This is a genomic window from Acetobacter tropicalis, from assembly GCF_030644465.1.
GTDB classification, from domain to species: domain Bacteria; phylum Pseudomonadota; class Alphaproteobacteria; order Acetobacterales; family Acetobacteraceae; genus Acetobacter; species Acetobacter tropicalis.
The window spans coordinates 647,527-674,219 of sequence record NZ_JAUYUW010000001.1 but is presented as its reverse complement, the minus strand read 5'-3'; the positions used below and the strand labels follow the sequence as shown (position 1 = coordinate 674,219).

The following is a 26,693-nucleotide window of genomic DNA, read 5'->3' as shown; positions in this document are numbered from 1 at the left end:
TTTACACAATTAAATTAACACACATCGATTATTAGTTAAGTTCTTTAATTGTCGATGTGGTATGTGCTCAGAGCAGTTCAGTCCTTGATCCAAACTTCCACCGGACCCTGAAGTTTCATGGTCAGGGGGTTGCCGTGGCGGTCAACTGTCTTGCCAACGGCCACCCGCACCCAGCCTTCGCTGATGCAGTATTCTTCCACATTGGTTTTTTCGACGCCCTTGAAGCGTACGCCAATCCCGCGTTCCAGAAGGTCACCATTGAAGAAGGGGCTTTCCGGATTGACAGAGAGGCGATCGGGCACGGTATCGGCTGACATGGTGTCTTATCCTTGTCTGGTTGGATGAATGGCTCGTGTCTTACCGGCTTTTGGCCGGAATGGCCATGTGACTTACCGCAGGGTGCATCCCCTCAGGAAGGGCGGGAGGACGCGATATCTGCATCTGGTCGGCGCATTCGGCTAAAGCGGTTGCGTACCGCCCCAGCTTTACGGCGTGTCCAGGCGCTAAAGCGGTGCATGAACAAATAGACAACCGGCGTGGAATACAGGGTAAGCAACTGGCTTGTGGCCAGCCCTCCTATCACGGCAATGCCCAGCGGACGGCGCAGTTCAGAGCCATAACCGTGGCCAAACACAAGGGGCACCGCACCAAAGGCGGCGGCAAGGGTTGTCATCAGAATGGGGCGGAAGCGGGTAATACACGCCTGATAAATGGCCTCCTGCGGCGGCAGGTTCTGCTCCCGCTCCACATGCAGGGCAAAATCAATCATCAGAATGGCGTTCTTTTTTACAATACCCACCAGCAGAATAACGCCAATCATGGCGATCAGGGAGAACGGTTCCCGACAGATCCAGAGTGTGAGCATGGCTCCCACAGCGGCGGAGGGCAGGGTGGAGAGAATAGTTAACGGTTGGATGTAACTTTCATACAGAATACCCAGCGTGACGTACATGGTGGCCAATGCTGCCACAAACACCAGCAGCTCATTGATCATGTTTTTCTTCATGTCCCCTGCCTGACCGGAGAAATCTCCGTGCAAGGCAACGGGAGTGTGCAGGCCGACCATGGCCTTCTGAATTTCCGATGTTGCATCGCCCAGAGATTTTCCGGGGGCGAGGTCAAAGGAAATGGAGCCGGAGATAAACCCGTTCTCGTGGCTGACTTCCAGCGGTGTGGGGGTGGTGATCAGCCGCGCCACGGTGGGGAGCGGCACCATGGTTTCAGAGGAAGAGGACACAGCAGACCCGTTGGAAGCGCCGGCACCACCGCCTGCCAGCCGGTTGGCAATGGCGTTGCGGAAGGATTGTTCGCTCAGGGTGACGGCCTGCGATGTTGAAGCGTCTGTCGGTTTTTTGACGCGCACGGTGTTGGAGGCAATGGCGCCGGACGCCGTGCCGCCTGCGGTGGAGACCCAGAGCGTTTTGAGCGTATCGGGATTTTCACGGAAATATTTCTCAACTTCCATCACCACGTAATAGGTCGTCAGCGGTGTGGATATGGCCGAGGCCGTTCTCTGCCCGAAGGCATCATATAACGCATTCCCGATCAACTGGGGCGTTACCATATAACGGGCTGCGGTATCACGCTGGATCAGCACATGCATGGCCGTGCCGTTGCCAGAGAGATGACTGTTGACGCCAACCAGAACCTTGCTCTTGCGCAGCACTTCCGTCAGGCGCGGCACCCAAGTGTAAATGTCCTCATCATTATCGCTCTGGAAAATGTAAGTGTAGGTGCCTTCATGCTGGCGCTGGCCGCCGCCGTTGATATCCCCCGCGTTGGAAATGCTGGCGGTAAGGCCAGGAATATCGCGCACACGCGCCCGCACGCGAGCGGCAATTTGCTCCGGGGTTGAGGTGCGGCCCGCTTTGTCCGTCAACTGTGCAAAGACTTCCGCGTTATTAGCGGAGTCCTCCCCTGCAAAGCCCAGAACGGCTTCAACATCATGGTCAGCCATCATGGCCTGCACTACCTTGCGGGCCTTGGCCGAGGTGGCGGTGAAGGAACTGGTCTGATCCGTGCTCAGATAACTTTGGATCAGAGAAATATCCTCAGCCGGAAGAATGGTTTTGGACATCACGATCAGAATGCCGATGGTGGCAAAGAAGCTGAGCGGCAGAGAGGAAAAAATAAGCCACGGATGCCGCAGCGCCCACCGGAGCGAGCGCGTGTAGCCGCGCATCAGCCATTCCAGCCCCTTGTCCGTGGCATCGGCCAGAAGAGACGCCATGCGTACCAGAACATTGCCGCCGGAAGGCTTGGGTGCGCCTTCATGATGCACTTCCAGCATGTAAGCGCACATCATGGGGGTGAGCGAGATGGACAGGAAGAAAGAGACCGTGACGGCTGTTGTCAGCGTCATGGCGAATTCAAAGAAGATCTTGCCTGGTACGCCCCCCAGCAGAAGCAGGGGCAGAAAAACCGCGATCAGGGAAATGGTGATGGAGAGAATGGTAAACGCAATCTCGCGCGAGCCAAGAAGTGTTGCTTCCATGCGGCTCATGCCCGCTTCCATGTGGCGGGCAATGTTTTCTACCACCACAATGGCGTCATCCACCACAAAGCCGGTAGCGATGGTGAGCGCCATCAGCGAGAGGGTATCCAGCGAGAACCCCAGCAGATGCATGATGGCCAGAGATCCGGCCAGAGAGATGGGCACGGTAATGGCTGGGATAAGCGTGGAACGCCAACTGCGCAGAAAGGCCAGCACTACCAGCACAACCAGCAGAACCGAAATCAGCAACGTGTATTGCGTATCAACCAGCGCGCCACGGATGGAGACAGAGCGGTCTGACACCAGCTTGAACGAAACATCCGACGGCAGGGCGTTACTGAGAATTTCAGCACGCGCGCGGATGGCATCCGTGACTTCAATCACGTTAGCACCCGGTTGCGGGCGGATGACCGTGATAATGGCCGGTTTGTCATTATACCAGCCCGCCTTACGCTCATCCTGCGGGCCATTGCGTATCTTGGCCACATCCGTCAGCCGCACAGGCCGCCCGTTGCGGTAGCCGATTACCAGTTCCCGATACTGTTCTGCTGTCCGGGCCTGATCATTGGTTTCAAGTGTCAGACGCTGTCCACCGGACTCGATAAAGCCCTTGGGGGTGTTGGCGTTGGCAGAGGCCAGCGCTGATCGGACGTCTTCAAACCCCACGCCATATTTGTAGAGCAGGAGGGGGTTCATCTCTACCCGCACCGCAGGTTTGGATGCCCCCACCAGTTCTACCCAGCCCACCCCCTTCACGCCGGAAAGAAGGGGTTTAAGTCGCGTCTCGGCCAGATCCCGCAGGGAGGAGGATGTCCGTGTGTCTGATGTCATGGCCGCCAGCATGATCGGGCTGTCAGACGGGTTGGCCTTGTAATATTGCGGCGGCATCAGCAGCGTGTTGGGCATGTCCTGCCGGGCGGCCTGCAAGGCGGCTTCTACATCACGCGCGGCCCCGTTGATGTCACGGCTGTCATCAAAGAACATCAGGACAAAGGCATCCTTGTCCGTTGAATCGGAGCGCATGCTGGTCAGGCCCGCAATCTGGCCCAGATGCCGTTCAAGCGGGGTGGTGAGGGAACTGGCCATCTGCTGCGGCGAACTGCCGGGCTGGGAGGCCACAACATAGATCACCGGCACGGAAATATTGGGCAGATCAGCCACAGGCATGGCGCGGTAGGCAAACACGCCAGCCAACACAAAAGCCATGGCCATCAGAATAGTGCCGACAGGCCGCATGATAAAAAGTCGGCAGATGGACAAGCGGGGTCTTCCTTACGTGAGGGACGGCTTTTTCCGGCCCGCTGGGCCGGAGTAAACCGTTATGTCAGTTTCGTGCAGCATAATGTTGGAACTAAGCAACGAAAATACCAATCTGGTATCAGAGGGCACTTCTGCTCCTGCCAGACGGAAAAAAGCGCAGGGCTATGGTATTGCGGTCACGCGGTCAGCGTGGGTGCGGGCGGGTGGTGCACTGGCATCTGGAATAATTTTGCCGCTGCCATCCCGCTCTGTCGCCAAGGTGCCGGATACCTTGTTGACGATAATACTGCCGCTGGACATGACATGAAAAACGCCCACATCCGTATCCCCGTGCATTACGGCGTCTCCCGTGCTGGCGGAGGTAATTTCAAGCGCCTGCAAATGGCCACTCTGTGCAGTCAATGTGGCTGAGCCCCCCAGATACAGGGCAAGAGCGGGGGCGGTAATGGCGCGGATGGTGATGGGTGCCGCTGTTTCCGAGCGGATGCGTGCGGAATCGGACAAAGTGCGGATGGTAATGGGGCCAGTGGAAGCGGAGACCAGCCCGAGCTCTCCCGCCTTACCCATTTCCACCGGGGCAGACCCGGCGCGAATAAATACGGTGCTTTTGCGGTCATCCAGCAGAACCGCCGTGCGGCCTGCATTATCTATGGTCAGCGGGGTGCTTGGGCGTGTGGTAAGCGTCAGCGCGCTGGCCAAGGGTGTTGCCGCCGTGCAGTTGGCTTGTGTGATGTAAACCACGTTATCCGGGCCAATTTTGGCCGTAACGCCAGGTGGAAGAATATCGGGAAGCTGCACGGCACCATGAATGGCGGTGGAGGCTGCAACATGCAGGTTGGAAAGACAGGGGGTGCTGATGCTGACCCCTTTACCATCCAGATCAACCGCCGCATGGGCAGGGGATGAATACAGCGCCAGAAACGGGCCGATCAGCGCCGCGCAGGACGCAAGGAGAACACATCGGGCAGCGGAGTGCATCATGGCGCTACTATGTGCCATGCCTCAGCCTGTGCCGTCCAGTTGGTGTTGCAGCCCGCACCTGCTGAGGCACTCATAAGAGCGCGGCAGCGCGTATGTGCTCGGGTTTTTTGGGAGGTGTATGGCGTGCCTTTTGCTTAGTCGCGGGTGCCGCTGCCACCTGTGCCGCCCATCAGGGTATCATGCAGGCGGTCAAAAGTTTCGGTCAGGGTGTCATGCGCACGTTTGCCTTTGCTGCCCACAATGGTGACGGTGGTTGTCATGCCTGCGGCAAGCTGGGTACCGGGCGGGATGCTATCAATATGCACACGTACCGGAATACGCTGCGCCAACCGCACCCAGGTATAGACCGGATCAACCGAGGGCAGGCCCTGTGTGGCCGGGGTGGCGTTGGGCGTGGCAATACCGCGTGTGATACTGACCACATGGCCCCACATGGGCGCGCGATAGCCCATCAGATCCATCCGCACGCGGTCTCCCACATGAATGGCACGGATCTTGGTTTCTTCAAAATAGCCGTCCACCCAGTAGGATGAGGCATCAATCACCCGGATGTTGGATTTTCCCGCCGTGGCAAAATCCCCCACGCGCATGATCAGGTTGGTAACGTAGCCTGTCACCGTGCTGCGCACGTGGGTTCGGTCCAGATTGATCTTGGCCTGAGAGAGCGCCGCCATGGCTTCCCCATACTGGGCTTTCGCAATATCCGCCGTGGCCTGATAAACCTGCTTTTCTTCGCGTGAGGCCGCAACTTCCGTCAGTTTGTCACGCCGGGTTTGCTGGGTGTCTTTCAGCACCATGTCCGCCTGTCGCTCATTCACACGGGCAGTAGCCGTGGCGAGGGCGACTTTGAAATCAAACGGATCGATATCGTAAAGAACATCGCCCGCATGGACAAACTGGTTGTCCCGAACGCGCACGTCAATAATCTGGCCGGAAACACGGGGGGCAATATCGGCTACCTGCACACGCACCTGGCCGTTACGGGTCCAGGGCGCTGCGGTGTAATAATCCCACAATACCAGAGCGACAATGGCGGCAATGGCAAGGATTGTCCCGGTCGTGACAAACTGCAGGGCGCGGCGGGCGCGTTCAAACACGGTGGGAAAGTCCTTTCACAGCAGAATGGTATAAAGGCCAATCAGGCAGACAAGCAGCCCGAATTCAGCCAGTGGCAGGTTCCAGATCACGCGCCGGGCGCGCACCTTTGCCAGAATGGGGCTCAGGATCAGCAGCGTGGCAATGGCCAGCCCGGCATGCACCACAAAAGAGGACACAAGCAGTCCCCCCACATCCAGAACGGGCCTGAGGTCAAGTTCCATCAGGTGGCCTTCCAGCGTTGGTCAGGCAGCGGCAGCAGATCATACAGATGCAGGGCCGAGCGGTTATGTTCCAGCAGCCGGATGGCCCCCACCATGGCGGAGACAGCCGCCAGCGCTGTGGCCATCTGGCCATGTGGCAGGGTGATGCTGTGGTCAAGCAGCAGGCGGGCCTTGTGGCGCATGCGGTAAACGGCGGCATCAATATTGTAGATGATGGTGGAACGGTAGGCGGCCTCCGCATCCGCACGGATAGCGGGGATGGTGGCGGCACGTTGCAGATGGCGGCGGGCACGGGCCAGTTCCACGTTCAGTTCATCCAGACTGGAAAGCCGCATGAACACGCGGGTCTTGGCCTTGTTGGAGGGGAGATAGCTGTTCCATTCCAGAATACGGCACAGGCGGTCATAATGGCGGCTGATCAGGGCGGAGCCTGCCTGTTCTCCATGCCCTTCAAACTGGAGCCGCAGATCATGCCCGATGGTCAGCGCCACGCGGAAGCGGCGGCGGTTGGCCGAAGGAGGCAGCAGCAGCACCAGTGAGATGAAGATGATGATGGCCGAAAACAGATAGAGCACATTGCGGTCAATAAAGGCCGAGGGCTCGTAATTCTGTTCGTTCGCCACGCCCAGAATGACAAAGAAGAACACGCCGGCGTTGAACCCCACGGTGGCGGTCTTGGGGTTGAGCAGCAGCAGGCAGGCCGCGAAAATAACGGGCAGAATGGCCATGGCCAGAAACGGCATGTCCGCGCCGTGCGGCAACACGCCAAAATTGATGACTGCCGCAACCGCAACGGCCAGAGGGGTGCCGATCAGCGCCCCCATGCCAAAGCCGCGGGCATTATAGGTGGTGGCCGCCAGCGTAAGAATAATGGCCACCTGAGACAGCGCCGTATAGGTGGCCGGAATATCAGAAATCACGCACAGCCCGGCAGCGACCGTAAAGCCGACCAGTGTGCGCAGCCCGGCCAGCAGGGCGGCAATCACGTCCTGATGTTGGTCAATTTTCAGGTCGGGCGCAGTTGTGCGGGCGCGGCGACCGTTCTCGAAGGCATCAATCCCGTCCGCGGCCCAGCGGGCATCAGAAAGGAGGGCCATGGAGCGTTCAATCAGCCATGCCTCATCCAGCGTCGGCCCGCGGGAGAGTTCCTCGGCATGGGCTTCCCGCGCCAGATCTTCCAGATCATGCACGGCCTGACGGGGAGAAACGACGGGTGTGCCATCTCCAAAAGCTGTGCGGATATGGTTGAGCACCGGGCCGGAAATTTCTCCGCGCCGCAGAACAGCGGCAATGGCGCGGCTACAGCTCAGCATTTCCAGCAGGGCCACCATGGCGGAGCGTGCTCCGGCCAGCCGCACATGGGCATCGGGCAGTTCCGTTTTGGCGAAGGAGGCCTGAGACGTCAGGGCGATGATCTCGCCTGCCAACCCGGCGCAGGCTGTCTCATCAGGAATGCCGTGGCCCGCTATGGCTTCACGCGCAATGCGCTTCACCATGTCTGCGGTGCGGTGGAGGTTGGCGGCCAGTTTTTCAAAGGCGGTGGGAGAGCCAAAAAAGTCGTTCACGGCGGCAGTGGCGGCAATCCCCACGATAATGGCGGACACGCGGTTAACCGTGACATCAAAGGCGGCTGCCGGATTATCAATGCAACTGATGCCCACAATGGCCACGGTGTAGCCGGAGAGCATGGCGGCATAGGCGCGGAAATCTTTTTCCAGCGTGCCGATAATGGTGCACAGCGTCAGCCACAGCGCCACGCCCCCCAGAAACACGCCGCGCTCCTGATTAAAGCAGGCGGTAAGGAACAGGGCAACAAACGCGCCGATCATGGTGCCAGCCAGCCGGTAAACTGCCTTGGAGAGCACCTGCCCGCGCAGGGGCTGCGCCAGAATCATCACGGTTACGGCGGCCGAACCGGGTGAGGACAGTTGCAGCCAGAAGGCTGTGCTCAATGCCAGCACAGCGGAAAGCCATGTGCGCAGGCAGAACAGGAACCAGCCGGGCGGGAACATGCCTCTTGGCAGAGGAAGACGCACGCCTTTCCAGAAGCCGACAGTAGAAGCGGCTGGGTGTTGTATACTCATCCTTTTTCCGCCCGTGCCGCTTTACTCGGAACCATTTGCGCCAAACCTGCGCGACTCAAACTCGCCAGTCTCCCGAATCCTGTTCGTATAAAGTCTATTAAATTAAAATATAAACTCTGGCGTGATGCCTGTAACGCTGGTCGGGGTTGCGTGGAATGCGCATGACTGGCCTGTTTTGGTTTGAGGGGAGGCGTAACCCTAGAGCCCACAGTCTTTTATGGCGACTGAATAAGGTGTCACAAAGGCGCACCCGCCATGGTTTTCTTCTTCGGAATGTGATGTTCAAGGGAAGGAATAAGGCCGGATGGGATCATGTGATGAAATTTGTGCACACGTCTGACTGGCAGATTGGCCGGACATTCCGTTTTGCGGATGATGACACTCTGGGCGCCCTTCAGGCCGAGCGGGTAGAGGTTATCCGGCGTTTGGGGCAACTGGCCCGGCAGGAAGGGGCTGCCCATGTGCTGGTTGCGGGGGATGTGTACGAGCATGAAACCCCAACCGAGAAAACCCTGCATCAGCCCATGGAGCGTATGCGCCAGTTTGCCGATGTGCAATGGCACCTTATTCCCGGCAACCATGATGCGGATACACCGGAAGGCGTCTGGGCCCGGCTGCTGCGTGAGGGAGCCGTGCCGGAAAACGTGACGGTGCATCGGCAACCCGGCCCCGTTCGGCTGGTGGGGGCTGAAGAGGCATGGTTGCTGCCTGTCGTGCTGCAGCGCCGCCATGTGCTGAGTGATCTGACGGCTTATATGGATGAAGCGCCCACCCCGCCGGATGCCTTGCGGATTGGCTTGGCCCATGGCTCGGTAACCGGCTTTGGCAATGGAGAGGAAGCCGAGCATAATCCGGTTGCCATAGACCGGGCCAGAAAGGCGGGGCTGAGCTATCTGGCGTTGGGAGACTGGCACGGGTTCTGCCAGATTGATGCCCGCACGGCGTATTCCGGCACGCCGGAGACAGACCGTTTTGGGGCCGGTGGTGGCGGTGGCGGCGAGGCGCTGGTGGTAAACCTGCGTGGCCCACGCGCCGAACCAGAGGTTACCCGGCACAGAACCGGGCGTTATGTCTGGAAAAAGTTTGAGGATGTGACCTTAACCAACGCTGAGGATATTCACGCGCTGGAAGCCCGTGTGCGTGGTGTGGCACCGGATAATCCGGGGGCTGTTCTGGTGTGGCTGGTGGTTTCCGGTTTGCTGACTGTGGACGATATGGCGCTGTATGAAAGCACCATCATCCGCCGTTTGAGCGGGGCGGTGGCGTGTCTGCGTCTGTCTGGCGCGCCACAGCTTTCCGCCGGGTTGGATGATCTGGAACGCTTTGGCCCCGGTGGGGCCGTGCGCACGGCGGCGGAGGTGCTGCTTGAGCAGGCGCAGGGCGGAGGAGAGGAAGGCGCAGTGGCGGCCGATGCATTGCAACGGCTTTTTCTGTTCTGGAATGAAGTGGGAGGGCAGGCAGCATGATCCTGACTGATGTGCAGGTGGAAGGGTTTCGCCGTTTTGCTTCGCCGGTAAGGCTTGATGGGTTGGGGCCGGGGTTAAACGTGCTGGCTGCCCCGAATGAAGCCGGAAAATCCACATTGTTGCTGGCGCTGCGGGCCGCGTTGACCCTGCGCCATTCTTCCAGAAGCAGCGTGATCAAGGGGTTTGCACCCTATGGCGGAGGCGCGCCTCATGTGGCCCTGAGTTTTACCTGGAAGGGTATGGCCTGCACGCTGGAAAAACGGTTTCTGACCAAAACCTGCGCGCGGTTGCGGCTGGGGCCGGAGCAGTTTGAAGGGGATCAGGCGGAAGAAAAGCTGCGGGATCTGCTGGGGTTGGCGGACGCAGGGAAAGGCGAGGCCGCAGGGTTATGGAATGCGTTGCTGGTGGGGCAGGGAGAAAGTTTTACCCAGCCAAACCTGAATGAGGCAGGCCATGCCAGTTTGCGGGATTGCCTTGAACAGGGCGTGGAAAAAGCCGTAGGCGGTGCTGCGGCCAGTGCCGTACTGGCTAAAGTGCGGGACCGCCTGCTTCTGTTGCAGACAGCCTCCACAGGGAAACCGACTGGCCGCTACAAACAGGCGTTGGAGCAGGAACAGGCCGCACAGGACCGTTTGCAAACTCTTGAAGCGCGTAAAGCGGCGTTGGAGGAAGATCTGGTGGCGCTGGAACAGGCGCGCCGCATCCTGCGGGAGCAGGAAGACCCGGAGCGCAGGACGCATGAAGAAGCCGCGCTGAAAGAATTGCGCCTTGTGCGGGACAAGGTGCTGCGGCTGGATGCCGAGGAACACGCCGCCCGTGCGGCACTGACCGCTGCCATTACGGCCTGTTCAAGCGCGCGGCAGGAACAGGAAAGGCGGCAGGAAAATAAGGTAAGGCAACTGCACCTTGAGCGCGCGTGTGCCGAGAGCCAGCAGACGCTGGATGGGCTGGCGCAAAAGGTGCGGCAGGCCCGGCGATGCCTTGATCTGTGTCGTCAGAAACGGGAACAGGCTGAACAGCATCACCAGCACCGCAGACAGCAGCGTATGGTGGCGGCCCGGCACGCGACGTTGCAGCAGATGCAGGACACGTTGGCGCAGGAGCGGGCGCTTTTGCATCGTGCGGAAGCCGCTTTTGCGCGGCTGGAGCAGGAACAGGCTATTCTGGCGGCTCTGCGTGTGGATGAAGCGAGCATCCAGCGTATGCGCAAGGCCGCGCGGCAGCATGAGCAGGCAGTTGCCTTGCTGGAGGCAAACGCCCCTGTTCTGAGCATGGCCCTGCTGCCCGAAGCAGCGCAGCGCGTGACGTTGAACGGCGCCCCTTGCCGTGAGGGAGAAATACGCCTGACCGCCACCACTACCGTACAGATCGAAGGTGTCGGGCAGTTTCAGATCACACCAGCCCGGCAGGAACAGGACGATGTGCAGGGTAAGGTTCAGGCCACCCTTGCCCAACTGGAAACCCTGCTGCAACAGGCTGGCTGCCAGAATGTTGTGGAGGCCGAGCACCGTTTTGAGGAGCATCGACAGGCGGAAGTTCGTCTGGTGGAAGCGCGTGCTGCCTACAGGGCGACATTGCCAGACGGCACCGATCTGGCACGCGATAACGGCGGCCAGGCGCTTGCGGCGTTGCGCAAGACGATCATGCAAAAGGATGCTGATCTGGCGCTGGCCCGTAAGGAAAATATTGCCGAGGGAGAGGGGGCTACAGTCGACGCTGACGGCGTGCCGCCGTGTGGTGCTGATACGCTCCTGACGCCTGATCAGGCGGCTGAGGCCGAAGACCAGGCCGCGCGCGAGGCCGAGAATGCTCGTCACGCCGAACGGGATGAGCAGGCCGCCTGTGCCGTGCTTCAGGCTGAACAGGACAAAGCGGACGCCGCGTTGCGCGCGCTAACGCAGGCGCTGGAGCATCTTCAGCGTGAGCAGGCCGTGAGCGTGGCGCGGGAAGCAGATGAGGCTCTTGCCCAACGGGCTGAGGAGGCGCAGCGTGCGCAGGCCACCGCACAGGCCCGCGTGGAACAACTGGCGCAGGCTCGGCAGGAGGAACAACCTCTTTCCGTGGTGGAAAGCGGTATCAGACGGCGCGAACAGGCTCTGGATACGGCTCGGACCGCCATCACCCGGTTGCGGGAAGATATTCGCGGGCGGGAAACCCGCGTCCGTCTGGCAGAAGGCGAAGGGGTGGATGAGCAGATAGCCGAGGCCCGCCGTGCGGTAGAGCGCCTGCGCCTTGAACGCGAGGGCTGTGAACGGGAGCGGGCAGCACTTGTGCTGCTGCAAAACACGCTGGGGCAGGCAGAGCGAACCCAGACCGAACGCTATCTGGCCCCGTTACGGCGCACCATTCAGCCAGCTTTTTCGGCCGTTTTTCCGGGTGCCAGCGTGGCGTTTGATACAAGTTTCGGGGTGGAGGCGCTTACACGTCGGCAGGCGGAGGAGTTCAACAAGCTCTCGGATGGCACGCAGGAGCAGATTTCCGTTCTGGTGCGGTTGGGCTTTGCAGAACTGCTGCATGCGCGGCAGGGCAGCAGCATTCTGGTGCTGGATGATGCCCTGAGCTTTTCTGATTCCCTGCGGCTGGAGCGCGTGTTTGATGTGCTGGCTGATGCCGCCACACGCTTCCAGATTCTGGTGCTGACCTGCCGGGCAGAAACCTTTGCAACGCTGGGTGGCAGGGCGTTAACCCTGCAACCCTTGGCGGAGTTTACAGAACCACGTTGAACTGAAGCGCCATAACGGCGGCATCATGGAAGGTGGTGGTGCCGCCGGGGCGGTTGATATACTGGAAGTCCGGCTGAAGGGTCAGCCCGTTGGCCACATGGGCGTTATAGAAGAATTCGTAAATGTTTTCGTGCGACTGCACGCCCCATACCTGCCCCCACTGGTTGGACTGGAAGGGCTGGCCACCAAAAATGGAGGCTTCCTGCTGCAAGGCCACCGTGCGGCTCATGTTCAGCCACTGATACATAACGCCAATGCTGTCCAGCGGGCGGCCCCATGGCTTTCCGGTTTCCAGCATGCCGGTCCAGATATGGTGGGACATGGCGGTGGTTTTGCCGTCCGTCCACATATAGCCAGCCATGGCGATCAGGCCGTTGGTGGGGCCTTCTCCGTTGCGTACAAGCATCTGGTCTGCATGCACCCAGGCGCTGGCACGGCCTGCATGGTAACGGGCAGGCTGGCCGGTTAGCACCCATGGGTTGCCGTTCACGTCCTCATACAGATCCTTGTATTTGGAGTTATCGTAGCTGTACCCGGCCTTGTAATGGCCTACCAGCTTGTCCTTGCCGAAGGACGGCATCCAGCCGATTTCAACCGGGGTTGAAAATTTGCCCAAGCCGTCCTGTGCCCATGCCCAACCGGAAATACCACCGTTGAAGGCATGGGGAGAAACGGCAAACAAACCAGCCATAATATAAGTGTCATTTGTAGGCATGACACGAGCAACAGCACCCAGGTTGCCGGAGGGCCAGTCCCGGTTGCCTTCCGTGTATTTATTAGGGGCGGGGTTACCGCACACCGCCACGTTCATATACATACAGTAGAGGGGGGAGGCGGCAAAAAAGCTGCCAACCGGAATCCAGCCTGCACTGATGTCCAGATGATTATTCAGGAAGGAGTGCTCCCCATACAGATAGACAAGATGCGCCACCACGTTCCCACGCGCACCGTAGATCTGCTGCACACCGCCAATGGAATCACCAATGTAATCCGTGCTCAGGTTCCGCCCGTGGCCGTTCACCACCATCATGTGGGTCCAGAACCCGTCCATAAACTTGGTGTTGGTCAGCTTGCCCCAGTCAACATCCAGTTCCACCCCAACCTGCCCGGCGTTGGTGACCCCCTGCTTGCGGCCCCCCTTGAAGTTGCCAGCCAGTTCTTCATGCACGTCAGCCAGAATATGGATGCCGTGGTCCAGCAGCCAAGGCTGCGCGCCCCACCAGTCCCCAAAGAAATGGTTGTGGCCATAGGGAGCGGAAAACAGTGGACCGGGATCTTCAACAGGGCTGGCTTCATTATTGGCTTCCAGACTGGGCCAGAGCCCGACTGAACTGTTGCCGCCCGTAAGGATCTGGGCATGAGCCTGACTGGAAAAGGCCGAAACAAGCAGACAGGTAAGGGAAAGCGCGCAAAAGGAAGACAGGCCAGGAGAAGAGAGTGCCATGATGTGTTGATTTTTTCTCGTGGATAAAGAAACTTTGCCGAAGAAAGTTTTCGTTTTTGGTTGGGGCGGTGTTCGGATTAAAACATTTTTACATGGTTTGGTTCCCAATGAACGTGTTTAACGGTGAATTTAGGGCGCTGGTCTGCTTTTTTTGACGAGTGATGCGTTGCTGCATCAGAAATAAAGGGAATGACCCCACTCTTATGAGCAAGATTGATACAACCCGCCCGTTTCTGCCGGTGCGTATTGCAGTGATGACCGTATCGGATTCACGCACACTGGAGACGGATACATCTGGCCAGGCGTTGGTCTCTCGTATTGAGGCCGCAGGCCATGTGCTAGCGGACCGCACGATTGTGCGGGATGATGTGCAACAGATTACAGAACAGCTTAGAAACTGGATAAACGATCCTCTGGTTGATGTTGTCATAACCAACGGCGGTACAGGTGTGACCGGCCGGGATGTGACGCCCGAAGCGTTTGAGGACGTCCTTGAAAAGCGCATTGAAGGCTTTGGCGAACTTTTCAGGATGCTATCCTACAGGAAAATTGGCACGTCCACAATCCAGTCACGCGCGCTGGCGGGTGTGGCGAACGGCACCTACCTGTTTGCGCTGCCCGGTTCCACGGGTGCTGTGAAGGACGGATGGGACGATATTTTGGTGTTTCAGCTTGATAGCCGGCACCGTCCCTGCAACTTTGTGGAACTGATGCCCCGCCTGCGGGAACACCTGAGCGAAGGAGACCACCATGGCTGATGATGACGTAAAACTGCTGATGCTGGCAGGCGACTATGTTGAAGATTATGAAATCATGGTGCCGTATCAGGCGCTCCTGATGCTGGGTTACAAGGTGGATGTGGTCAGCCCCGGCAAAAAGGCAGGGGACAATGTGATAACCGCCATTCATGATTTTGAGGGCGCGCAGACTTACAGCGAAAAGCGCGGGCATAATTTTACGCTCAACGCCACGTTTGAGGATATTGATACCGATGATTACATTGGGCTGATTATCCCCGGTGGCCGTGCGCCGGAGCATTTGCGCATGAATGCTCGCGTGATTGAGATTGTGAAAGCCTTTGCTGATCGGCCTCTGGCAGCCATCTGCCATGGCGCGCAGCTTCTGGCCGCAGCGGATATCATCAAGGGGCGCAAGGTTTCTGCCTATCCGGCGTGCCGCCCGGAAGTAGAACTGGCGGGCGCGACCTATGCCGATATTCCGGTAACGGATGCCGTCACCGATGGCGAACTGGTGACAGCGCCCGCATGGCCTGCGCACCCCGCCTGGCTGGCCCAGTTCCTCACGGTTTTGGGAGCGTCAGTCTCTATTTAGTGCATTGGCATCCCCATCCTGTTGTGCATCATGACGCGTGTTTTTAACAGGATGGAGCCAGTTTTAATGCGTAACGCCGTACCCTGTGCCGTAATCGGGTTTGCTCTTTTGGGGGCAGCCGTTCCGGCATGGGCGCAAACGCCAACCTCCGTTCCGCCGTCTGATGCACCATCCCAGACGCCGCAGGGCAAGGAAGCTACCGCGTTACCGCCCGTCAATACGCCCTTGGTGCTGAAGCAACTGACCATTGAGGGCAACCAGCGCATTCCCTCAAACCGTCTGATGGCGGCAGTGCCCTTTCATGTTGGAGACACCATTTCCCAATCCCGCATTACCGAGGGATTGCAGGATGTGATGAAAGTCTACCAGCAGGAAAATGTGGGCGGAAAATTCCACCAGAACCTCAAGATCAACGGCAAGGACGTGATTGTAGAGTGGACGGTTGAGGAAACAGGCGCTGCTGCCGAGCCTGCTCGTCCGCTCAAGCTGGAAAGTGCGGACTTTACCGGCAACTTGCATATTTCTGGTGCGGCTCTGCACAAAGCGCTCCACATCCAGCCGGGCCAGACAGTTACGCCAGCAGAAGTGCTGAGTGATGAAAAAGCCGTGCAGGCCCTGTATGTGAAGAAGAATATCGGTGTGACGATTGTGCCGGAAGTGCGCTACCCGCATCATGATGATCGCGTGGCCATTACCTATCACGTGACCGAAAAAGCTCCCGACTGATCAGGAGGGCTGGCTGAGGCAGATATACCTGCCCGGCCCGGTGTTCCACACGTTTGTCTAAACAGGTTATGGCAGGCGTGAGGAAGGATTTCCTTCTGACAGGGCAACGGCGTTTCAAGAAAACGCAAACTGGTGCCAAGGCGGCGGCGTCCCTTGGAAAAGAGGAGACGGGCTACTTTGACCGTGGAACTTGTCTCGGGAAAAAACAGGCGAGGGGCCGATGTGGCCCTTTTTGGGCTTAAAAAGCCCCTGCCTTAAGGAAGAAAAGGCCTGCCAGACAGATCAGGCAGGCCTTTCAGTCGTTTCTCAGTATTCGCAGGCGCTGGGACGATTGAGCATGGCCATCAGTTCGCGCCGCGTGTCAGAATTGGTGCGGAACACGCCCAACATGCTGCTGGTAACCATGGACACACCGGGGCGATGCACGCCGCGCGTGGTCATGCATTCGTGGCTGGATTCAATGATAACCGCAACGCCATGAGGTTCCAGCACATCGTTGATGGTGTTGGCAATCTGGGCGGTCAGCCGTTCCTGAATTTGCAGGCGGCGGGCGAAGGCATCCACCACACGGGCCAGTTTGGAAATGCCCACAACGCGGCTACGCGGCAGATAGGCTACGTGAGCACGGCCGATAATGGGGGCCAGATGATGTTCGCAGTGGCTTTCAAACCGGATGTCCCGCAGCAGGACAATCTCGTCATACCCTTCCACTTCTGAAAACGTGCGTTCCAGCAGGGAACGAGGGTCTGTTTCATACCCTTCAAAGAATTCTTCATACGCACGCACCACGCGGGACGGGGTATCATGCAGCCCTTCACGGGTGGGGTCATCCCCGGCCCAGCGCAGCAGGGTGCGAACGGCCTGTTCGGCTTCCGTGCGTGACGGACGGTTATCGTTTTCGGGCAGAGAGTCGCTGCTCATGCCAAGCTCCAGCATATGTCTTGTGGAATGAAGGGGTGGGTCTAATGGATCTGCCGGATCTGAAACGGGCTATCCAGACTGAAGGCCGGAATGGCGATTTCAAACCGGCGGCCTGAATTGAGGTCGCGCATGTGGTAAGACCCACGCATGAATCCGCCGGCCGTGGTGAGGGACACACCAGAGGTATAATCAAACCCGTTCTGCGGACGGATGACGGGCTGTTCACCCACCACGCCTTCTCCATGCACATATTCTGTGCGGCCGGAGGCATCCGTGATGTGCCAGGTGCGTTCTGTGAGTTGCACAGTGGCGGAGCCTGCATTTTCAATGCGAATGCGATACACCCAGCAATACATGTGCTCATCAGGTTCAGACTGGTCGGGTAGCCAGAACACTTGCACACAGACGCGCACATCCTCGGTTACGGCCTCGTAGGCCGGAACTGAAGAGAAGAGTTCGTTCAAGGCGTCTTCCGGATCATGGGACATGGGCGGTGAAGCCGACCAGTCGGACATGGGTTCTCCTGCTCCTGATGCGTGGAATGGCGTGTCTTGTGCACAAAAAAGAGGAAGGCAGTGCCAAAACAGGCTGCAACTGTGCTTTGCCCCTATCATGAACACGCGCAGCAGGGAAGCCGCCTGTGCCCTTTCTGCCACGGCGCGGCAGAAAGGGCGAGTAAGCTCGGTCTGTTTAGCTGCGGGGCAGGGCCGCTACGCCACGGGCCAGATCTTCAATCAGGTCTGCACTGTCTTCCAGCCCGACGGAGAAGCGGATGGCGCCATCGGAAATGCCAAGCCGTGCCCGTTCTTCCGGCCCGATCTTCATGTGGGTGGTGGTGGCCGGATGCGTCACCAGAGAACGCGCATCCCCCAGATTGTTGGAAATGGCGATGAGTTGCAGCGCGTTCATGAACGCAAATGCGCCTTCCTGCCCGCCTGCCACTTCAAACGCCACCAGGCTGCCGCCGCCAGACATCTGGCGCTGGGCCAGTTCATATTGCGGGTGATCCTTGCGGCCCGGATACCGCACGCTGACAATACCCGGTGCCTGCGCCAGATAATCAGCCACGGCGGCAGCATTGCGCGTCATGGCATCCACACGCAGAGAGAGCGTTTCTAGCCCTTTGAGCATGACCCACGCATTGAAGGGAGATAGCGCGTTGCCGGTATTGCGGGTGAAGGGCTGAAGTGTTTCGGTAATCCACTCCTTGGGGCCCAGCACGGCACCGCCCAGAACGCGACCTTGCCCATCAATGTGCTTGGTACAGGAATACACAACCACATCAGCCCCCAGTTCCAACGGCTTCTGGTAAATGGGGGAGGCAAATACGTTGTCTACCACAACCAGCGCGCCTGCCTTGTGGGCCAGATCTGCAATGGCGCGGATGTCCAGCACATCCAGCATGGGGTTGGATGGGCTTTCCAGCAGCACGGCAGCGGTGGGTTTGGAAAGGGCTTCTGCCCATGCGTTCAGGTCTGCCCCATCAACAAACACGGTTTCCACGCCGTAACGGGGCAGCAGGTTGGCCACAATCCAATGGCAGGAGCCAAACAGCGCGCGGGAGGCCACAACCCGTTCACCAGCCTTGACGTGAGAGAGCAGAGCGGAGGAAACCGCGCCCATGCCGGTGGAGGTGGCTACACAGGCTTCCGCGCCTTCAAGGTCGGCCAGGCGGCGTTCCAGCGCGGTAACGGTGGGATTGGCAAAGCGGCTGTACTGATAGTGCTCCACCTCACCCGTAAAGGTTTTGGCGGCCTGCTCGGCATTGTCATACACAAAGCCGGAGGTCAGGAACACGGCTTCACTGGTTTCACCAAATTCCGTGCGTTCCAGGCCTGCGTGCAGCAGGCGGGTTGCGGGGCGCCAGGTGGAAGGGGTCTTGTTTTCACTCATAATGAGGTATCCGGTTCTTTCCTGCTCATGATGGCCTGAAGAGAAGCACGGACAATGAGGTGTTTCCGCTTCAGTCATACTTGCTCATCTGACCGTGGAAACCATGGGACAGGACACGCCTGCCCAAAGCCTCTTTAGCGCGTCTGTTTTACCTCGCCGCAAGCCGGCCGTACAAATCACGAGGGCCCAGCGCGGGAAAATAAAAGCACCAGACAGAAATGGTTATGCGAACTGCTCTGTGTTTCGTCAAGAGTGGAATAGAGCGGCACCAGCGTTGTGCCGAGAGGGAGGCTTGATAAAAACCTTTACAAGCCGCCTCCGCAAAAGAGGATGGCATGAGCGTTTCAAGGAGAAAGCAGATGGATGCGCCCGCCGTATGTCAGGCTCTGGTCTCGTGGGCTTTGACACAGCCCACCGTTCAGGGCGTGGCTCTTGTCGGCTCCTATGCCAGAGGCGCGGCACGTGCTGAGTCTGATATGGACATCATGATCCTGACCACCGCGCCGGAAGGTTATCGTGAAAATGGCGCGTGGGTGCGGGATGTTGCATGGCCAGCAGAGATGGGCCTACCGCAGCAGATACAGGATGAAGGTCACGGTGCGGTCTGGTCCCGCAGGGTCTGGTTTGCGGCAAAAGGGGATGAAGTCGAACTGAGCTTCGGTTTGCCCTCATGGGCAGACACAACTCCACTGGACGGGGGCACCTATCGGGTTGTGTCTGACGGCTGCCGCATCCTGTATGACCCGGCAGCCTTGCTGGAAAAACTTCTCCGCGCCGTGCGGCAGAGCTGAGGAGAGAGAGATGTTCTCTCACCCACTCTGCGCCGCCTGATTGGCGGATACGGAAAAAGCTACAGCAGTTCCTGAAGAAGCGGAATAAACGGCAGATCAGCTTCGGGCATCTGATACTGACCGAGATCTTTTGGAGCAACCCACGCCAGCGCCTGTCCCTCACGCGGTGTAGGGGTGCCACTCCATCTGCGGCACAGATAAAGCGGCATCAGCAGATTAAAGGCACGGTAGCTGTGTGAGGCAAAGGTGAAAGGAGCCAGGCAGGCGCGTGAAACGTCCAGCCCAAGTTCCTCTTCCAGTTCACGGATCAGCGCGGCTTCCGGGGTTTCTCCGGCTTCCACTTTTCCACCGGGGAATTCCCACAGCCCGGCCATGCTTTTCCCTTCCGGGCGGCGGGCCAGCAGAATGCGGCCTTCCTTGTCAATCAGCGCCGCAGCGGAAACCAGAACAAGCCGTCGCACTGTGGCAGGCTCCGGGTTCGGGTGGGTGGTGTGATCCATGTCTGCGCGTGTCATTTCAAAAATCTGCACAGGGTAGTCCTTGCCCCGCGCCACAAACATCTGTTTGTCCGTGCCAATGGGCTTGAACCCAACGGTGGCAAGCACGCGGGCGGAGGCCACGTTATCTTCCGCAACAGTGGCGCGCAGGCGGGTGATATCCAGATTGGCAAAGGCCCAGCGCGCCACGCGGCCTGCGGCCTTGGAGGCAACGCCAGCCCCCCAGTAGGGGCGGCCAACCCAGTAACCCAGTACGCCAACGCGCCCTACCTGTGGCAGGGTTTCAATGCGCAGCCCCACGCAGCCCAGAAAACGGTCCTGCGCGTCCAGAATGGCAAAATGGTAGCCTTCCCGTGCCCGGTGCTGGTCAAGGGTGGAGGCAATCCAGTCATCCGCCAGTTCACGCGGGTAGGGAAAGGGCAGGCGGCTGAGCATGCGCACCACCTCCCAGTCATTGACCAGGCGGTGGAGGGCAGTGGCATCATCTGGCAGAAGGGGGCGCAGCCGGTAGGGCGGCGCCTCAAGCATCAACGAGACGATATCATGCATTTTTGGCGGGTGCGGGTGGAACCCCACATTCTGCCAGCAGCCCCCGCAGGGCGTTGATGACAGGGAAGACCTCCACATTGTGGTCTCCGCCCAGTTCGCGCCATGCGTTCTGTTCCAGTTCCACAATTTCACGGTCTTCGGCAAAAATCCGTTCCGTGAAGGCGACAAGGAACGGCCATGCCAGTTCCAGAACACCCGGCATTTTGGGCCGCTTGACGGAGAGCAGACCAAACGTGCGGTTCGTCAGTTCCTCGGCATCCTGCGGGGTATAGACAATCCACAGGTCCATCACCGGGTCTTCATCGCCCGTCTGGATGCGCAGGGTCTGATACGGATATTCCGTGCGGATGGTCATGACATCGCGGTGCTGGAACTTCTCGGAAGAATCCCGCCGCTCGCCAAAAATCAGCGCTTCACCCAAAGGCTGCTTGCCGCTTGTGCGGGCAAAGGAATAACGCGCTTCCACCAGACCGGCTTCGCGTTTCTGGCCCAGAAAGCGCGGGCGCATCTGGCCCATCTGCTTCATGTGCATGAACTGGTGGTTCATATCCATCAGGTTTTCATGCATGAAACTGTAGTGGCATTTCACTTCTCGCCCGAAGGAGCGGGTCTTGTAGCCAGCGTCTCCCACACGGGCCAGACGCGGAGCGAGCGGAACCGTGTCTGCTTTTTCCGGATCACCGGGGAAGATGAAGATCAGGCCGTCCTGTTCCCGGCAGGGGAAGGTACGCACGCCGTTGGGCAATTTGCCCTTGCCCAGATAAGGCACATCAATGCAGCGGCCTGAACGGCCATAGGCCCAGCCATGGTAACAGCATTGCACGGACTGTCCGTTTACTTTGCCTTTGCTGAGGGGTACCTGACGATGAGCGCAACGATCTTCAAGTGCGAAAATCGGCCCTTCATCCGGGCGGACCAGGGCAATAGGCGTGCCCGCATACCGTGTGCCAATGGTCTTGCCAGGCTTCAGTTCCTTCGACCACGCAACAGGATACCAGAAATCCGGATTGGACCGGATGCGCCGAAGGTCCGTTTTAAGGGGATCCGCGCCGTGCGTTTCGGTTTGGGCTGGGGTATCGGTCTGAACGGTGTGGTCCATCTCGCCTCAATCAAATGAATACCAGGGCTGCGTCACTCTGATGCTGCCGTATCGCGACGCATGCAACCTCATATCACACAAAGAGGCAAGGCGTGGAAGCAATAGCGCGTCGTTAGGCTGTTTTTGGCGTGGGGCGGGGCAGCGGGCCTTCACGCTTCAGACCGTGCCAGGAAATCAGGCTGTCCCCCAGAAACAGGCCCAGCGCGCCCACCGTACAGGCCAGCGCCGCGCCGAACAGGAACACCAGCCAGTTGGCCACGGAAGAGTCCCGCACGCTGCCCATGAACAGGACAAACGCCGCCCCGCAGGAGGCTGCTCCCCCAAGGCCACCGGCCAGAATGGCGGCATCCAGCATCAGGGTGCGGCGGTGCAGGCGCACCAGATGCCGCTCAAGGATCCTGTTGCGGACCATGTCATCATTATCATCCGTCAGCAGGGCGTTGGCCTGTTCTATGTGGTCTGACACGCGCGCCAGCCGCGTATTGAACAGGTTCAGCAACGTTCCGATGCCCGACAGCATGAACACAGGTGTCAGGGCAATCTGGATAATGTGGGCTACGCTATCAACAGGTTCAGCAGCAATACCTCCAAAAACGGGGAGGGCCATAAAGCAGGTTCCTTGGTACTATGGGCAGGCAGTATGAGAAGGAGCTAGCGGCCTTCCGCCAGTTGGGCTGTCAGATCCTCAATGAACTGAAACGCCACCCGGCCGGAGCGCCCACCGCGGGTAATGGCCCACATATTGGCCTGAGCCGCAAGATCCTCATCACTGATGGGAAGGGCGCGTTCTCTCGCATAGGTGCGCACCATGTCAAGGAACACATCCTGCGGGCAGGCGTGAAAGCCCAGCCACAACCCGAACCTGTCAGAGAGCGAGACTTTCTCCTCCGTGGCTTCTGAGGGGTTGATGGCAGTTGCGCGTTCATTCTCGATCATGTCACGCGGCATCAGGTGGCGGCGGTTGGAGGTAGCGTAGAACAGGACATTCTCCGGGCGGCCCGCAATACCACCATCCAGCACGGATTTCAGGGCTTTGTAGTCACGGTCTTCCTTTTCAAAGGACAGATCATCACAGAACAGGATAAACCGGCGGGAGCTTTCACGCAGCATGGCCAGAAGCTCCGGCAGGGTGGCCAGATCTTCCCGCTGAATTTCAATCAGTGCCACGCGGCCCTTGCCGGGTTCGCACGGTTTGCCGTCCACACTGTTGACCAGTGCATGTGCGCCCTTGACCAGTGAGGATTTGCCCATCCCGCGAGACCCCCACAGCATGGCGTTGTTGGCGGGCAGACCACGCGCAAAGTGCTCGGTATTGTCCAGCAGCGTCTGGCGTTGGGAGTCCACGCCCTGCAGCAGGGTGACGGGCACATGCGCCACATGGGCCACTGGCAGCAGCTTTCCCCCTTCCGGATGCCACACAAACGCATCAGCCTTGTTCACGCCCTCAAGGCTGGGGGGCGGGGGGGAGAGGCGTTCAAGCGCTGAGGCAATACGTTCCAGAACAGAAAGCTGGGGTGTGGTCATATCCATCAGTCTGGGGTCCTTACAGCTTACAACGGGGTCTTTGGCCGGAAACCTAAGCCAACATGAGCGTTGAAGAAAGCGCCATTCCGCACACAGACGCTTGACGCGCGAGCAGCGAAAATTATGGTCAGCCACTCTGTTGATGCAACCAGCCTTCTGGAAGGCCCGCCATAATGTCTGATTTCTTTATTTCCACAGCTTACGCGCAAACGGCCGGAGGGGGCGGCGGCATGTCCAGCATTATGTCCTTTCTGCCGTTTGTGGCGGTGTTCGCCATCATGTATTTTCTGCTGATTCGCCCGCAGCAGCAGCGGCAGAAGCAACTGCGGAATGAGCTGAAAACCCTGCGCCGTGGTGATCGTATTGTTACAGCCGGTGGCGTAGTGGGCGTTGTGCAGAAAAGCCGTGAAGACGCTGCCGAGGTGGAAGTTGAAATTGCGCCTAACGTGCGCGTCATGGTACTGCGGGACACCATTACCACGGTCCTGACCAGCACGGCCAAGCCGGCCAATGATGCTGCGCAGCCTAAAAAATAAGCCCAAGGCCTCATAGCCTCGGTACGAAAAAAGCGGGCATGGTCCCGCTTTTTTTGTCTGGCTTTCCCCTTTGTCCCCCTTGGGGCTGCGAGAGTGCGACACCGGCGAGCGTGCCGCCGGGGAATCAGCCGCGCGGGCGGCACTTCCTCCGCAGGGCGGCCCATCCTTTGAATAGGCTATTGCGGCCCGGCATCTCAAAAATCTCGTCTGGCCCATGTGGGTCCAGAATTTCATTGTCAGCCAGCCATTCCTCAATGCCTGACAGAGCGGGCACATGGTAAGGGGTCAGCGTGCGGCCGGGGGAGCGCAGCCGCTCAATAGTTTCAATCAGGGAGCCTGTCTGCTCCAGCAGGTCTGCCACTTGAGCAGGGGTGACGCCCAGATGCTCGGCCAGCAGATCATTCCGCAGTGCTGCAATTTTTGGGCCAGATGATGCGTTGTCCCCTTCATCCGTGCAGAGAAGGACATCGCATTCGGTATCCAGCCGCAGGGAACGGTTGTTGAAATTTGAGGAACCAACCCGCAGGATATCGCTATCAACCACAGTTACCTTGGCATGAACGTAAATGGGCGCGCCTCCCTCCGTTACCGGATGGTAGAGGCGGAAGCGGCCATGCGTGTCCAGCCGTTGCAACGCCTCAACCAGTCTGGCGCGGGCGGTATCCATGGCCACAGGCTCCAGCCAGCCTTCGGCTGAAAGTGGATTGATGACGACTATTTCCGGCCCGTCTTTTTCCGTCAGGCGTTTTGCAATGGCATGCGCCACCTTTCGGGACGCAAAATACTGGCTCTCAGCATAAATGAATCGCTGTGCACGGGCGATGAGGCTCAGATAGGCCCCTTCAATTTCATGGCAGGGGGCTGTGTCTTCCATTTTGGGAATGGTGCGGGCTATGCCCAGCCTTACGGCCTCAAAGGCGGGGGTAAACCCCTCGGGCCAGCATGTATGTCGGCTGGCGGGCAGGGGCAGACAGTCGCCTGTTACGGTCTTCCAGCGGTCACGGGCCAGATCTCCAATGGCGCGGGCTGCTTTTCCATCAAACATGCTGGTGGCGTCGTGCCAGGGTTTCAGCGCTGCGCCATCCGGGCTTTTGCGTCGGGGGTCATGATCCCGATGTGCGCGGGTATCCCATCGCCCTACGGTCATGTCTATTCCGCCACAGAACGCAAGCTGGTCGTCAATGGCGACAATTTTGTGATGCTGCGAGCCCGAGAACGGGTGTTTTCCATCCAGCCGCAAGGTAATGCGGGGGTGCATGGCCCAGCGGGCAAGGGTGCGCAGTGAGCGCCAGCATAGCAGGGACTTGAGTGCGCCCGTATCCCAACGGAGCAGCCGGATTTGCAGCGTGGGGGTTCTTTCTGCAAGCCAGAGAATGAACGCACCCAGCGTGGCGGGCTCTCCTTTTTCGGGCTCGCCAAATTTTATGCGCGGGTCAAAATCCCAGCCCAGCAGCAGAATACTGTGCCGGGCCTCCAGCATGGCGCGACGGGCTGCCACAAAATAATCAGCAGCATCAATAATAACGGAAAAACGGTCGGCATCCTCAACACGCCAGCATGTTTTTCCGGGCTGCAAAAGCTGCCTGTCCCTCATATGCCGGTGGTGTCCTGCCGTTAGGGGTGTGCCTGTTCAGGGCGGTGAGACGCGTGGTGGTTTACGCGGTATGGCTTGTAAGCTGTTTTTCCAGCGCTGGTCCAGCCATCGGGCTGCTGGACGAGACCAGAACCGCGCAACAACCGCCCCTAATCCCCATGAGGCCCCTACCACGGCCGGGTAGAGCGCCAGGCCCAGCCCCTCCGCTGTGCCTCCTGCCGCCGTAAACAGGGTAACGGCCGGCATGACAACAAACATATGGGTCAGATAGATTTCGTAGCTGAGGCGGCCAAAACTTTGCAGGCAGCCTGTTCCCCAGCGAGGGGCCGTGCTGTGTCCGCTGCGCGCTACATGTGTCAATCCGATCAACATCAGCGCCACCCCACCAGTGAGAAATACCACATACCAGCTTCCAACGATCTCCCACAAAGCGGGCCCTGCGCAGAGTTCAAGGAGAGCAAAGCAGGCTCCGGCAAGTGTGACGGTCCATCCTGCAACGGGAGAGAAAGAGAGTTTTCTACACAGCATGGCGCTCAGCACACCGGTTGCAATGGCGCCAAAGCCCGGTAGATAAGCCTTGCTGCGCCATACAGGGTTGCTGTGCGGCAGAGCTGCTTGATCAAGCGGGCCAAGTAGAACCAGAGCGACCAACAGGAAAAGACGCGGCATGGAAGGAAGCAGGCAGAGCGCCGGAAAACCGAGATAAAATGTTTCTTCGATGGAGAGAGACCACAGAACATCCCAGTTGGGAGGAGCCCAGGTGGTTTGGCCTTCATACCAGTTGAAAGTGCAGGTCAACACGGACAGGATAGCCCCGCCAAGGGTTTGACCGGCATCTGTGAAATGAAACCATTGCGGACCGATCTGCGAGAGAACGGATAAAATGAGCAGAAGAGCAAACAGGCAAGGCAGAATACGGGCTGCGCGGTGGGCCAGAAAAGGGAAGGCCTTCATGTCTTTCAGGCCACCAAACGTCTGGTAACTTCGGGTGGTTATCAGAAAACCTGAGATAACAAAAAACATGGTAACGGCATTGCCTCCCCCGTAGGCGAACAGCCTGAGGACAGGGGGCGGCAGACAAGAAGAGGCCAGCGTTTGCTCAAGGGGAATACGAATACTGAGGTGGTGGCAAACCACAATCAAAATTGAAAGGCCACGCAAAAGGTCAATTCCTGCGTTTCTTTCTGTCGGTCTGACCGTATTCTGGGGCATGGTGATGCTGGCTTTTCAAACAGGCTCGCGGCTCTATTGAAGAGAAAATTATGTTTATAAAATGACTGATCGTGCGGCATTCAAAATAGTGGACACGTTCTTTCTTTCACAAAACAGCGTCTGACTGTTTTGGTGTGGACCCACATTTCTGACAATAAACACAGGCTGTTCAGGAAGAAAGGGAGAGCACGTGCGTATTATTGCAGTAATAGTGTAATAGGTTTCTGGTTATTTCGGCTTTCCTGGCT

Annotated in this window: 23 protein-coding genes and 1 riboswitch; of the genes, 7 read left to right on the top strand and 16 right to left on the bottom strand. The window is 58.7% G+C overall.

What is annotated here, in order from left to right:
• Positions 1 to 77: 77 nt before the first annotated feature.
• The 6 genes from QWU00_RS02995 to QWU00_RS02970 form a co-directional block, all read right to left on the bottom strand.
• Positions 78 to 317, bottom strand: a complete 240-nt coding sequence (locus QWU00_RS02995) for a DUF3297 family protein (protein ID WP_035379533.1) — start codon at positions 315 to 317, stop codon at positions 78 to 80.
• A gap of 92 nt (positions 318 to 409) precedes the next feature.
• Positions 410 to 3,754, bottom strand: coding sequence for an efflux RND transporter permease subunit (locus QWU00_RS02990; protein WP_052051294.1), 3,345 nt, complete (start codon positions 3,752 to 3,754; stop codon positions 410 to 412).
• 162 nt (positions 3,755 to 3,916) lie between these two features.
• Positions 3,917 to 4,753 (bottom strand): hypothetical protein, encoded by an 837-nt coding sequence (locus tag QWU00_RS02985; RefSeq protein WP_150395647.1) that lies wholly within the window; start codon positions 4,751 to 4,753, stop codon positions 3,917 to 3,919.
• Positions 4,754 to 4,869: 116 nt separating this feature from the next.
• Positions 4,870 to 5,832, bottom strand: coding sequence for an efflux RND transporter periplasmic adaptor subunit (locus QWU00_RS02980; protein ID WP_035379534.1), 963 nt, complete (start codon positions 5,830 to 5,832; stop codon positions 4,870 to 4,872).
• 15 nt (positions 5,833 to 5,847) lie between these two features.
• A complete protein-coding gene (locus tag QWU00_RS02975; RefSeq protein ID WP_006559760.1) occupies positions 5,848 to 6,054 on the bottom strand; it encodes a DUF1656 domain-containing protein in 207 nt (68 codons plus the stop codon).
• On the bottom strand, positions 6,054 to 8,138 hold the full coding sequence (locus QWU00_RS02970; protein WP_035379535.1) for an FUSC family protein: 2,085 nt from the start codon (positions 8,136 to 8,138) through the stop codon (positions 6,054 to 6,056). The genes QWU00_RS02975 and QWU00_RS02970 overlap by 1 nt, the downstream gene beginning before the upstream one ends.
• Positions 8,139 to 8,455: 317 nt before the next feature.
• Here QWU00_RS02970 and QWU00_RS02965 point away from each other — a divergent pair, with 317 nt between their 5' ends.
• Together QWU00_RS02965 and QWU00_RS02960 are read left to right on the top strand one after the other, a co-directional pair.
• Entirely contained in the window at positions 8,456 to 9,604 is a 1,149-nt protein-coding gene (locus tag QWU00_RS02965; protein ID WP_035379536.1) for a metallophosphoesterase family protein, read from the top strand.
• Positions 9,601 to 12,327: an AAA family ATPase gene (locus tag QWU00_RS02960; protein ID WP_035379538.1), complete on the top strand. Its 2,727-nt coding sequence runs from the start codon at positions 9,601 to 9,603 to the stop codon at positions 12,325 to 12,327. Before QWU00_RS02965 ends, QWU00_RS02960 begins: the two co-directional genes overlap by 4 nt.
• On the opposite strand, the gene QWU00_RS02955 is transcribed toward QWU00_RS02960, so the two are convergent.
• A complete protein-coding gene (locus QWU00_RS02955; protein ID WP_035379540.1) occupies positions 12,311 to 13,771 on the bottom strand; it encodes a carbohydrate porin in 1,461 nt (486 codons plus the stop codon). The two genes, QWU00_RS02960 and QWU00_RS02955, sit on opposite strands and share 17 nt — an antisense overlap.
• 203 nt (positions 13,772 to 13,974) lie before the next feature.
• Here QWU00_RS02955 and moaB point away from each other — a divergent pair, with 203 nt between their 5' ends.
• The 3 genes from moaB to QWU00_RS02940 all read left to right on the top strand — a co-directional run bounded on the left by moaB (position 13,975) and on the right by QWU00_RS02940 (position 15,829).
• Complete coding sequence (moaB, locus tag QWU00_RS02950; protein ID WP_035379542.1) at positions 13,975 to 14,529, top strand: molybdenum cofactor biosynthesis protein B; 555 nt, start codon at positions 13,975 to 13,977, stop codon at positions 14,527 to 14,529.
• The gene (locus QWU00_RS02945) at positions 14,522 to 15,103 is read left to right on the top strand and encodes a DJ-1/PfpI family protein (protein ID WP_035379544.1); all 582 of its coding nucleotides are present in this window, start codon (positions 14,522 to 14,524) and stop codon (positions 15,101 to 15,103) included. Before moaB ends, QWU00_RS02945 begins: the two co-directional genes overlap by 8 nt.
• A 66-nt stretch (positions 15,104 to 15,169) precedes the next feature.
• Complete coding sequence (locus QWU00_RS02940; RefSeq protein WP_035379546.1) at positions 15,170 to 15,829, top strand: POTRA domain-containing protein; 660 nt, start codon at positions 15,170 to 15,172, stop codon at positions 15,827 to 15,829.
• A 306-nt stretch (positions 15,830 to 16,135) separates the two neighbouring features.
• On the opposite strand, the gene folE is transcribed toward QWU00_RS02940, so the two are convergent.
• The 3 genes from folE to metZ all read right to left on the bottom strand — a co-directional run bounded on the left by folE (position 16,136) and on the right by metZ (position 18,643).
• Positions 16,136 to 16,750 carry a GTP cyclohydrolase I FolE gene (folE, locus tag QWU00_RS02935; protein ID WP_035379600.1) on the bottom strand — a complete coding sequence of 205 codons (615 nt, stop codon included), beginning with the start codon at positions 16,748 to 16,750 and terminating at the stop codon, positions 16,136 to 16,138.
• Between the two features lie 41 nt (positions 16,751 to 16,791).
• On the bottom strand, positions 16,792 to 17,265 hold the full coding sequence (gene apaG, locus QWU00_RS02930) for a Co2+/Mg2+ efflux protein ApaG (RefSeq protein ID WP_035379548.1): 474 nt from the start codon (positions 17,263 to 17,265) through the stop codon (positions 16,792 to 16,794).
• Between the two features lie 175 nt (positions 17,266 to 17,440).
• Positions 17,441 to 18,643, bottom strand: a complete 1,203-nt coding sequence (metZ, locus tag QWU00_RS02925; protein WP_035379550.1) for an O-succinylhomoserine sulfhydrylase — start codon at positions 18,641 to 18,643, stop codon at positions 17,441 to 17,443.
• A 113-nt stretch (positions 18,644 to 18,756) separates the two neighbouring features.
• Positions 18,757 to 18,836: riboswitch (SAM riboswitch) on the bottom strand.
• A 142-nt stretch (positions 18,837 to 18,978) separates the two neighbouring features.
• Here metZ and QWU00_RS02920 point away from each other — a divergent pair.
• On the top strand, positions 18,979 to 19,434 hold the full coding sequence (locus tag QWU00_RS02920; RefSeq protein ID WP_081939027.1) for a nucleotidyltransferase domain-containing protein: 456 nt from the start codon (positions 18,979 to 18,981) through the stop codon (positions 19,432 to 19,434).
• A 59-nt stretch (positions 19,435 to 19,493) separates the two neighbouring features.
• Here the strand turns inward: QWU00_RS02920 and mutT are convergent, their stop codons facing one another.
• The 4 genes from mutT to QWU00_RS02900 form a co-directional block, all read right to left on the bottom strand.
• Positions 19,494 to 20,480 (bottom strand): 8-oxo-dGTP diphosphatase MutT, encoded by a 987-nt coding sequence (gene mutT, locus QWU00_RS02915; protein ID WP_006559885.1) that lies wholly within the window; start codon positions 20,478 to 20,480, stop codon positions 19,494 to 19,496.
• The gene (locus tag QWU00_RS02910; protein ID WP_035379555.1) at positions 20,473 to 21,579 is read right to left on the bottom strand and encodes an aromatic ring-hydroxylating oxygenase subunit alpha; all 1,107 of its coding nucleotides are present in this window, start codon (positions 21,577 to 21,579) and stop codon (positions 20,473 to 20,475) included. Before QWU00_RS02910 ends, mutT begins: the two co-directional genes overlap by 8 nt.
• 112 nt (positions 21,580 to 21,691) lie before the next feature.
• Positions 21,692 to 22,186: a DUF2721 domain-containing protein gene (locus QWU00_RS02905; RefSeq protein WP_006559280.1), complete on the bottom strand. Its 495-nt coding sequence runs from the start codon at positions 22,184 to 22,186 to the stop codon at positions 21,692 to 21,694.
• 44 nt (positions 22,187 to 22,230) lie between these two features.
• Positions 22,231 to 23,103: an ATP-binding protein gene (locus QWU00_RS02900; RefSeq protein WP_035379603.1), complete on the bottom strand. Its 873-nt coding sequence runs from the start codon at positions 23,101 to 23,103 to the stop codon at positions 22,231 to 22,233.
• Positions 23,104 to 23,273: 170 nt separating this feature from the next.
• On the opposite strand from QWU00_RS02900, the gene yajC reads away from it, so the two are divergent.
• Complete coding sequence (gene yajC, locus QWU00_RS02895) at positions 23,274 to 23,639, top strand: preprotein translocase subunit YajC (RefSeq protein WP_176364820.1); 366 nt, start codon at positions 23,274 to 23,276, stop codon at positions 23,637 to 23,639.
• Positions 23,640 to 23,763: 124 nt separating this feature from the next.
• Here the strand turns inward: yajC and QWU00_RS02890 are convergent, their stop codons facing one another.
• Positions 23,764 to 25,233, bottom strand: coding sequence for a phospholipase D-like domain-containing protein (locus tag QWU00_RS02890; protein ID WP_035379557.1), 1,470 nt, complete (start codon positions 25,231 to 25,233; stop codon positions 23,764 to 23,766).
• Between the two features lie 36 nt (positions 25,234 to 25,269).
• Complete coding sequence (locus QWU00_RS02885; protein WP_035379559.1) at positions 25,270 to 26,445, bottom strand: acyltransferase family protein; 1,176 nt, start codon at positions 26,443 to 26,445, stop codon at positions 25,270 to 25,272.
• Positions 26,446 to 26,693 lie beyond the last annotated feature (248 nt).